The following is a 7,882-nucleotide window of genomic DNA, read 5'->3' as shown; positions in this document are numbered from 1 at the left end:
CCGACGTGCGTTTGCGCGATGGTCTCGGGCCCGGGCGGTCCGGGTGTGGTGCTGAGGTGCCGTCAAACTCCATGAGTGACACGTCGAATGGGCACGTGCTAACTTCTCTTGGCATGTGCTGGGTGTTGCGATGAAGACGTCACCGCCGACCGGCGATGAGCTGGTGCTGGTGCTGGCGACGCTTGCCAACCCGCACCGGATGCGGGTCGTGGGTGTGCTGGCGGCCGGGGGGCGTGCGTATGTGAGCCAGCTGGCACGGGAGCTGGGGATCAGCCGGGCGCTGCTCCAGGTCCATCTGAAGAAGCTGGAGGCGGCTGGGCTCGTGTCGGCGCAGCTGGAGATCTCACCTGAGGGGAAGGCGATGAAGTTCTACGAGGTGACGCCGTTCGCGGTGCATCTGACGCCGGCGTCGATCGCGGCCGCGATACCGACGCTGACCGGCAAGGGGGCTGACGGATGAGCGGGTCCGATCTGACGGAGGTCGTCGGGGCGCTGGGCCTCTTCGTCCTGGTCACCGTGGTGCTCGCGGTGGTCGTGTGGCAGTTCGGGGCCACCTACCGGGCCAAGGCGGCGTTGGCGCGCGAGGGTGAGTACCGCCGGCTGGCCGAGACGGCTGTCGGGGTTCAGCAGGAGACCGAGCGCCAACTCGCCGAGGTGCGGCAGCGGTTGGCCTCGATGGAGCGGATCCTCAAGGAGGTCGAATAGGAAGTCCGCGCGCGCCGCGCGATCACCGTGGACTGGGCCGCCGAGCGGCAACTCGGCGGCCCCGGTTCGGAAGGCGTCTCCCTCGCCCGCGGGCGGGTTTTCCCTGGATAAGCACCTCCATCTCAAGGAGAGCAGTTCATGCTGCGCAAACGCAAGCCGGACGTGGCGGCGGCCACGGGCGGGGTCGTGGAAGCCGTCGTCGGCTGGTCGGTCCGCCACCGGGCCCTGGCGATCACCGGGTGGCTGGCCCTGGTGGCCGTCGCCGTCCTCTCCAGTGCGCTGATCGGCGGGCGGGACGCCCGCTCCACCGACCCCGGTGACGCCGGGAAGGCCCAGCGGATCGTCCGGGCCGAGGACGCCGGCGACTCGGTCCGCGAGAACGTCCTGGTCCAGGCCCGCGAGGGCGGCGGCCCCGCGTTTCTTTCGAGCGACGAACTCAAGGACGCCGCACAGGAGTTGGTGAAGGCTCTGGAGGGCACCGGTGAAGCGGTGCGCGACCTCGGGTCGCCGCTGGGCGCCGACGGCGGGCGCTGGATCTCGCGGGACGGGCGCTCCGGTCTCGTGACCTTCGAGCTGGCCGGGCCCCTTGAGCACCGGAAACAGAACTACCGCGCGGTCCTCGACGCCGTGCGGACGGTGCAGGACGGCCACCCGGATCTGCGGATCGCGCAGGCGGGCGACCGCAGCCTCAACGCGGTCGTGGACGACGCGATCAAGGACGACTTCAAGCGCTCCGAGGCCACCTCGCTGCCGCTCACCCTGGTGATCCTGCTCGTCGTCTTCGGCTCGCTGGTCGCCGCGGGCATCCCGCTGCTGCTGTCGGCGACGGCCGTGATCGCCACCTTCGGCCTCCTCCAGCCCATCGGCAAGGTGGTGCCGGTCAACAGCGCCGCCTCCTCCATCGTGCTGCTGATCGGGATGGCCGTGGGCATCGACTACTCGCTGTTCTACCTGCGCAGGGCGCGTGAGGAGCGGCTCGCGGGGCGCGACACCCGGCAGGCGCTGGCCATCGCGGCCCGCACGTCCGGCCACGCCGTGGTGGTGTCCGGGCTCACCGTGATGGTCTGCGTGTGCGGCCTGCTGCTCACCGGACTCGACGTCTTCAAGGGGCTGACGGCCGGGACCGTGGTGGTCGTGGGCCTGACCGTGGTCGGCTCGGTGACGGTGCTGCCCGCGCTGCTGGCCGCACTGGGCCACCGGGTCGACAAGGCCCGCATCCCCTGGCTGGGCCGGCGACGGACGGCGGCGCGCGAGTCACGCACCTGGACGGCCGTGGCCCGCGGCGTCGTCCGGCGGCCCGCGCTGACCGGCGGCACCGCCGCGCTCGTCCTGCTCGTCATGGCGCTGCCCGCGCTGGGCATGCGCCTCCAGGACCCGGCCACCACCGACAGTCTGCCGCGCGGCGTCGCCCCCGTGGACGCCGCCGTGCGGATGAACGAGGCGTTCCCCGGCTCGTCGAGCCCCGCCCGGGTCGCGATCGCGAGCCGCGACGGCGGGAACGCCGACACCCCCGCCCTGCGCGAGGCGGTCACCGCCCTGCACCGGGAGGCCGCCGTCCCCGGGAGCGGCGTCGCCGAACCGATCACCGCGGTGCCGGTCGGCGACGCGATGGTGGTACGGGTGCCGCTGGTCGGCAAGGGCACCGACGACACCTCGAACCGGTCGCTGGAGAAGCTCAGGGACACGGTGCTCCCCGCCACCGTCGGCGCGGTGCCGGGCGTCGACTACGCGGTCGGCGGCAAGACGGCGCAGCCCCACGACTTCGCCCAGCGGCTGAACGGCCGCACCGCCGCCGTCTTCGCCTTCATCCTCGCCCTGGCCTTCGTGCTCCTGCTGGTCGCCTTCCGGTCCTGGGCCATCCCGCTGGTGTCGATCCTGCTCAACCTGCTGTCGATCGGCGCGGCCTACGGCGTGCTGACCTGGGTGTTCCAGGACGGCCACCTGGAGTCGCCGCTCGGCTTCACCTCGTACGGGGGCGTGGTCGCCTGGCTGCCGATGTTCATGTTCGTGATCCTGTTCGGCCTGAGCATGGACTACCACATCTTCATCCTCAGCCGGATCAGGGAACGTTGGGCGAAGGGCGCCCCGGCGAAGGACGCGATCGTCGGCGGCATCGGCGGCAGCGCCGGCGTGGTCACCAGTGCCGCCGCCATCATGACGGCCGTGTTCACGGTGTTCGTGAGCCTGACCGCCATCGAGTACAAGATGATGGGCGTCGGCATGGCCGTGGCCATCCTCATCGACGCGACCGTGGTGCGGGGCGTGCTCCTGCCCGCCGCGATGGCCCTGCTGGGCGACACCGCCTGGTCGTTCTCCGGGCGCGGGCGCGGGCGCGGGCGCGGGAGCAGCCGCCGCCCGGCGCGGGCGGCCGCGGCGCGCACTCCCGAACCGGTCGGCGCCGCACGGTAGAACGGTAGAGCGGATACGGCCCGGCGTGCCATCGAAGGGCGCGCCGGGCCGTTCCCGGCCTGGGGAAAGGGCCCCGGTGCCACAAGACCGCCCTGTCATCGCGTTAGAAAGGGCATGGAGCACACACTGGAGGCCGGGCAGAGGCCGGGGGAGCCGCCTGACTTTCCGGCGTTCGTGGCGTCGCGAGGGCGTCAGCTGCTGCGGACGGCGTTCCTCCTCACCGGAGGGGACGCGCATCTCGCCGAGGACCTGGTGCAGGAGGCACTCGGGCGGGTGTTCGTGAAGTGGCGGCGGATCTCGAAGATGGAGAACCCGAGCGGCTACGCGCAGACCGTTCTCGTCAACACCTTCCTCTCGCACCGCCGCCGGCGCAGCAGCACCGAGCGCGTCACCGACGCCGTGCCGGACGTCGCCGTCGTCGACCCCGATCCCGCCCTGCGGCTCACCCTGCTGCGCGCGCTCGCGGAGCTGCCGCCGCAGGACCGGGCGGTGCTGGTGCTGCGCTTCTGGGAGGACCGGAGCGTGGACGAGACGGCGGCGGCGCTTCGGCTGAGCAGCACCGCCGTGCGTTCGCGCAGCAGCCGGGCGCTGGCGCGGATGCGGGACGCGTTGCGGGACACGTTGGGGACGGCGGCGATGGACGAGGCGGTGTTGAAGCGTGTCGGTTGAGAATGCTCACGAGGATGCCTACGAGGGCGGCTTCGAGGAAGGGTTCGCCGTGCTGCTGCGCGGGGCGGCCGCCCTCGCGCCCGAGAGCGGGATGGCCGGTCTGGCCGCCGGGGCCGAACGGCGTGGACGGCGCCTGCGCCGGAACCGGCGGCGGGTCGCGGTGGCGGGTGGCGCGGCGGCCGCCGTGCTGGTGNNGGGGGTGGCGCGGCGGCCGCCGTGCTGGTGGCCGGGGGCGCGGGGGTGCTCGCCGGCGGACCGGGCTTCGCGGGACCGGCCGTCCCGGCCGGTGAGTCGGCGCGGCCGATGACCGAGGACGAGGTGGTGCGGCTGGTGACCGGACTGCTGCCGCCCGGTTCGGTGCGGAAGGTCGCGGCGGAGGCGCCGGGGGCCACCGGTCCGTCGGGGGACGTGTACCGGAACGCCGGCCTGCTCAGGTACGACGACGGCAAGGGCGCGAGCACCATCGCCTACGTCGTCGAGCGCGGCGCGTTGCCGCCCGAGCGGGCCGCGGTCTGCGTCGACCCGTCCGGGCCGAAGGACTCCTGTGACCGCACCGTGCGCCCGGACGGTTCGGTGCTGGTGATCGACAGGTCGCGGGACGCCACGTTCACCGGCCGGCGGGAATGGCGGGGGGTCTACGCGTCGCCGGACGGCACCGTCGTCCGGGTCGTCGAGGACAACGGGGAGGACCAGGCGAACCCGACCAGGGACGTCCCGCCGCTGGACGCGGAGCAGCTCACCGCGCTGGTGACCGCGCCCGACTGGCGGCGCCTCATCGCGGAGCTGCCGGCCAACCCGCAGGCGCCGTCGCCCGAGGTGCCCCCGCCCCCGCTCATGGAGACACCAGGGGACCCGGTCGCCGTGCTGGCGGGGCTGCTGCCGAAGGGCGCCTCACCGGCGGGGGAGGGGGACTCGAACGGCGTGCTGGTGGTCACGTACGACGGGCGCACCAGCAGGCTCTCGGTCCGCGTCGGACCGGCGAGTCCGTACGGGCTCGCCGCCAGGAAGGCCGCCGAGGAGGCTCCGCCGGCCCCGCTGGAAGCGCGGGAGCGACTGCCCGACGGCACGCTCGTCATCACCTACGAGTCCGGCAGCGGCGCGGGTTACGTCGACCAACTGCCGCACTGGCTGGCGCGGATCTACTACCCGGACGGGCGGAGCGTCGTGATCGACGAGTGGAACGACGCGGCCGGTCCCGGTCGACCCGCCTTTTCGCCGGAGCGGCTCAAGGCCATGGTGATGGCCCCCGACTGGTGGAGGTGACCGGCGGCCGGCTCAGTCGGTCTCCTTGGGGTGGCCGGTGCCCGCGTAGGTGATCCAGGCGGTCCGGTTCGGCGTGTCGACGAGGTACCAGATCCGCCCGCCGCCGGTGACCTGGTACTGCCACCGCTCCAGCTCCTGCCCCTTGAACAGGGCCGTCGCGAGCCTGCCCTTGAGCCGGTGCTGGCGGGCCGGGTTGTCGGTGGCCCGGGGGTCCGCCCGGATGCGGTCGAAGGCCCGGCGGAGGCCGGTGGCGGCGTGGTGGGTGAGCTGGTCCCACCCGGTGGCGGCGTCGGAGCCGGCGAACCGCAGGTCGTACTCGTCCTCTACGGGAGGCGGTGCCGCGCGGTCGCCGCGCTTGGGGCTCACTCGGGTGCTCCGGGCCGGGGTACGGGCCCGAGGTCGCCGTCGGGCTCGCGGGTGAGGGCGGCGTACAGGGCGGGGTCGGCGTGGACTTCGGCGGTGTGCCGCCACTGGGTGAGGAGCAGGGCGATCGGGGCGAGGTTGTCGAGCGCGACCGCCCCGCGCGCGACGTCCACCAGTTCCCCGATGAGCTCGTCGACGTCCTCGGCGGGGAGGAAGGTGACCCAGGGCAGCGCCTCGGGCAGCGCGGCGCGCAGGGCGGCGGTGTTCCCGGTCCGCACCAGCCCGCTGAGCAGGCGGGAGGTGAAGTCGACGACGGTGGTGTCCTGTTCCAGCTGGTCGACCCGCATCAGGGCGAGATCGCCGGCGTCGCGGCGGCGGAGCCTGAGCGCGCGCACGGCGTCGAGTCTGCTGGTGGTGGCAGCGGGCCGGTGGAGCAGCTCGCTGAAGGGGATCTCCTCATAGGCCGCAGTCATGACATCCACAGTAGCTCGGATGTTGTGCCGGCCGGTGGGGGATCAGGTGGATTCACGCGGGATGCGGTGGTGCCACTCCTTGGTGAAGACGACGTTGCCGGCCTCCTCGGCGCGTAGGTGGGTGTGGGCGAGGAGGTGGGTGGGGTCGCAGCGGAGTTCGGTGCGGGTGTGGATGGTGGTGTCCCAGCCGGCGGTGGGGCGTTCGAGGCGGACGGTGCGGTCGGTGCGGGCGCGGGCGCTGAGGGGGGTGGCGGTGAGGACGCGGTAGGCGGTGACGGTCTGTTCGGCGCGGACCAGGCCGTCGGGGTGGGTGCGGGTGCCGTCGGTGGCGGGGGAGAGTTCGGTGCGCCACTCGCGGCGGCCGATGTCGTGGACGGTGACGCGTTCGGGGCGGGCGGTGAGCGGCTCGGTGAGCTGGAGCGGGGGCGGGAGGGGGAGGGTGGGGGAGCGGAAGACGATGTCGTCGCCGCCGGGGGTGGGGCGGCGGACGGGGAGGGTGAGGGTGGAGTGGGAGGGGTCGAGGGCGAAGCCGGCCGGTTCGGGGCCGGGCCAGATCCACGGCCAGTAGGTGGAGGAGAGCGCGAGCCGCAGGCGGTGGCCGGTGGGGACGGTGGCGCCGGTCGGGGCGAACTCCACGGTGACGTCGGCCGGGGCGGCGAGGGCGCGGACGCCGCGGGTGAGCAGCGTGGAGGTGCCGTCCGGGGCGACGGCGCACAGGCGGGCGGCGATCAGGGTGGGGCCGGCGCCCGCGCTCAGGTGCAGGGCGAGCGACGGGGTGCCGAGCAGGTCCAGGGGTTCGGGCAGCGGCCGGGAGTCGAAGGAGACCGAGCGGCCGTCCTCCTCGCGCTGGTCGGGCGGCTGGTCGGCGGGGCGGCCGAGCGGGACGTGGCCGCCGGCGTTGAGGCCGGTGTGCTGGGGCGAGCGGACGTGCACCCAGCGGTCCTCGGAGGCGGTGCCGGCGGTGCGCAGCGGGCCGTCGAGGCCGTAGTGGACCTCGCGGATCGCGGGGGAGGGCCAGGGGTCGTCGCCGTACCAGTGGCCGGTGCGCCAGCTGCGCAGGGCGGGGGTGGCGAGGGCGCCGGCGTCGATGTCGCGCAGCCAGTGGTCGTACCAGCGCAGGGCCTCGGGGAGGATCTCGTCGGGCAGGCCGTGCGGCCAGGGGCCGAGGACGGCGCGCACGGGCGGTCCGGCGGAGGGGCCGGAGCCGGTGGCGGCGAGGGCGAGGACGGCGCCGGCGGACGGGTCCGACCAGCCGGCGACGGCGAGGGTGGGGACGGCGGCGGGTCCGGGCGGGGGAGGGTCGGCGGTGAGCCAGTCGGCGAGCGGCGGTTCGAGGGCGTCGAGCCGGGCGAGCCACATCGCCCGCCAGGCGTCGCCGACGTAGCGCGGGTCCGGTGGGCGGGCCGCGTCGGCGACGTGGTCGGTGGCGCGGGTGTGGCCGTCGGCGGCGAGGACGGCGCCGCCGAGGCGGTGCGGGCCGTCGGGGCAGACGACGACCGCGGCGTGCACGGTGTCCGGGGCGAGGGCGGCCAGGCGCAGGGCGGTGTCGCCGGCGGCGCCGGTGCCGAGCAGGCCGACCCGGCCGCTGCACCAGGGCTGGGCGGCGAGCCAGCGGACGACCTGGGCGCCGTCGGCGATGAGGCCGTCGGGGGTGGGCGGGACGCCGTCGGAGTTGCCGTGGCCGCGGGCGTCGACCCGGACGGCGGCGTGGCCGTGGCCGGCGATCCAGGGGTGGCGGCGGGCGTCGTCGGTGGCGGTCCAGTCGGTGAGGCGGCCGGTGGAGTACTCCAGGACGGCGGGGACGGGCTCGTCGGTCACCGGGCGCCAGAGCCGGGCGCACAGCCGGGTGCCGTCGGGGAGGGGGACGCGCAGGTCCTCGCGGGTGGTGCGGTAGGGGTACGAGGGCATGGCCGCTCCATCGGGTCCCGGTCGTTGCCGCGGATCAGTGTGGATCGACAAAGATCGGCGCGGATCATTCCGACAGTAGGGGAGGAAGCGGG

The 7,882-nt window shown here is 74.4% G+C and carries 8 protein-coding genes; 5 read left to right on the top strand and 3 right to left on the bottom strand.

Annotation, left to right across the window (positions count from 1 at the left end; all coding sequences use genetic code 11):
• Window positions 1-130: 130 nt before the first annotated feature.
• The 5 genes from ABD308_RS34750 to ABD308_RS34730 all read left to right on the top strand — a co-directional run bounded on the left by ABD308_RS34750 (window position 131) and on the right by ABD308_RS34730 (window position 5,046).
• Window positions 131-460, top strand: a complete 330-nt coding sequence (locus ABD308_RS34750; protein WP_344343897.1) for an ArsR/SmtB family transcription factor — start codon at window positions 131-133, stop codon at window positions 458-460.
• Entirely contained in the window at window positions 457-705 is a 249-nt protein-coding gene (locus ABD308_RS34745; RefSeq protein ID WP_344343895.1) for a hypothetical protein, read from the top strand. The genes ABD308_RS34750 and ABD308_RS34745 overlap by 4 nt, the downstream gene beginning before the upstream one ends.
• Window positions 706-843: 138 nt before the next feature.
• Entirely contained in the window at window positions 844-3,114 is a 2,271-nt protein-coding gene (locus ABD308_RS34740) for an MMPL family transporter (protein WP_344343893.1), read from the top strand.
• Window positions 3,115-3,228: 114 nt separating this feature from the next.
• Entirely contained in the window at window positions 3,229-3,783 is a 555-nt protein-coding gene (locus tag ABD308_RS34735) for a SigE family RNA polymerase sigma factor (RefSeq protein ID WP_344343891.1), read from the top strand.
• A 216-nt stretch (window positions 3,784-3,999) separates the two neighbouring features.
• Window positions 4,000-5,046, top strand: coding sequence for a hypothetical protein (locus ABD308_RS34730; RefSeq protein WP_344343889.1), 1,047 nt, complete (start codon window positions 4,000-4,002; stop codon window positions 5,044-5,046).
• A gap of 12 nt (window positions 5,047-5,058) precedes the next feature.
• Here ABD308_RS34730 and ABD308_RS34725 read toward each other — a convergent pair whose 3' ends face one another.
• The 3 genes from ABD308_RS34725 to ABD308_RS34715 are packed head-to-tail and all read right to left on the bottom strand — an operon-like array spanning window position 5,059 to window position 7,790.
• Entirely contained in the window at window positions 5,059-5,412 is a 354-nt protein-coding gene (locus tag ABD308_RS34725; protein WP_344343887.1) for a hypothetical protein, read from the bottom strand.
• The gene (locus ABD308_RS34720) at window positions 5,409-5,882 is read right to left on the bottom strand and encodes a hypothetical protein (protein ID WP_344343885.1); all 474 of its coding nucleotides are present in this window, start codon (window positions 5,880-5,882) and stop codon (window positions 5,409-5,411) included. Before ABD308_RS34720 ends, ABD308_RS34725 begins: the two co-directional genes overlap by 4 nt.
• A 42-nt stretch (window positions 5,883-5,924) precedes the next feature.
• On the bottom strand, window positions 5,925-7,790 hold the full coding sequence (locus tag ABD308_RS34715; RefSeq protein ID WP_344343883.1) for a CocE/NonD family hydrolase: 1,866 nt from the start codon (window positions 7,788-7,790) through the stop codon (window positions 5,925-5,927).
• Window positions 7,791-7,882: the final 92 nt, after the last annotated feature.

Origin of the sequence: Kitasatospora putterlickiae (assembly GCF_039527695.1) — a bacterium.
Lineage (GTDB): Bacteria > Actinomycetota > Actinomycetes > Streptomycetales > Streptomycetaceae > Kitasatospora > Kitasatospora putterlickiae.
This window is presented reverse-complemented; position numbering and strand designations above follow the sequence as displayed.

What these genes read in the sequence shown, in the direction of transcription:
- ABD308_RS34750 (WP_344343897.1), top strand. Translation starts at nt 131, where the DNA reads ATGAAGACGTCACCGCCGACCGGCGATGAGCTGGTGCTGGTGCTGGCG.
- ABD308_RS34745 (WP_344343895.1), top strand. Translation starts at nt 457, where the DNA reads ATGAGCGGGTCCGATCTGACGGAGGTCGTCGGGGCGCTGGGCCTCTTC.
- ABD308_RS34740 (WP_344343893.1), top strand. Translation starts at nt 844, where the DNA reads ATGCTGCGCAAACGCAAGCCGGACGTGGCGGCGGCCACGGGCGGGGTC.
- ABD308_RS34735 (WP_344343891.1), top strand. Translation starts at nt 3,229, where the DNA reads ATGGAGCACACACTGGAGGCCGGGCAGAGGCCGGGGGAGCCGCCTGAC.
- ABD308_RS34720 (WP_344343885.1), bottom strand. Translation starts at nt 5,882, where the DNA reads ATGACTGCGGCCTATGAGGAGATCCCCTTCAGCGAGCTGCTCCACCGG.
- ABD308_RS34715 (WP_344343883.1), bottom strand. Translation starts at nt 7,790, where the DNA reads ATGCCCTCGTACCCCTACCGCACCACCCGCGAGGACCTGCGCGTCCCC.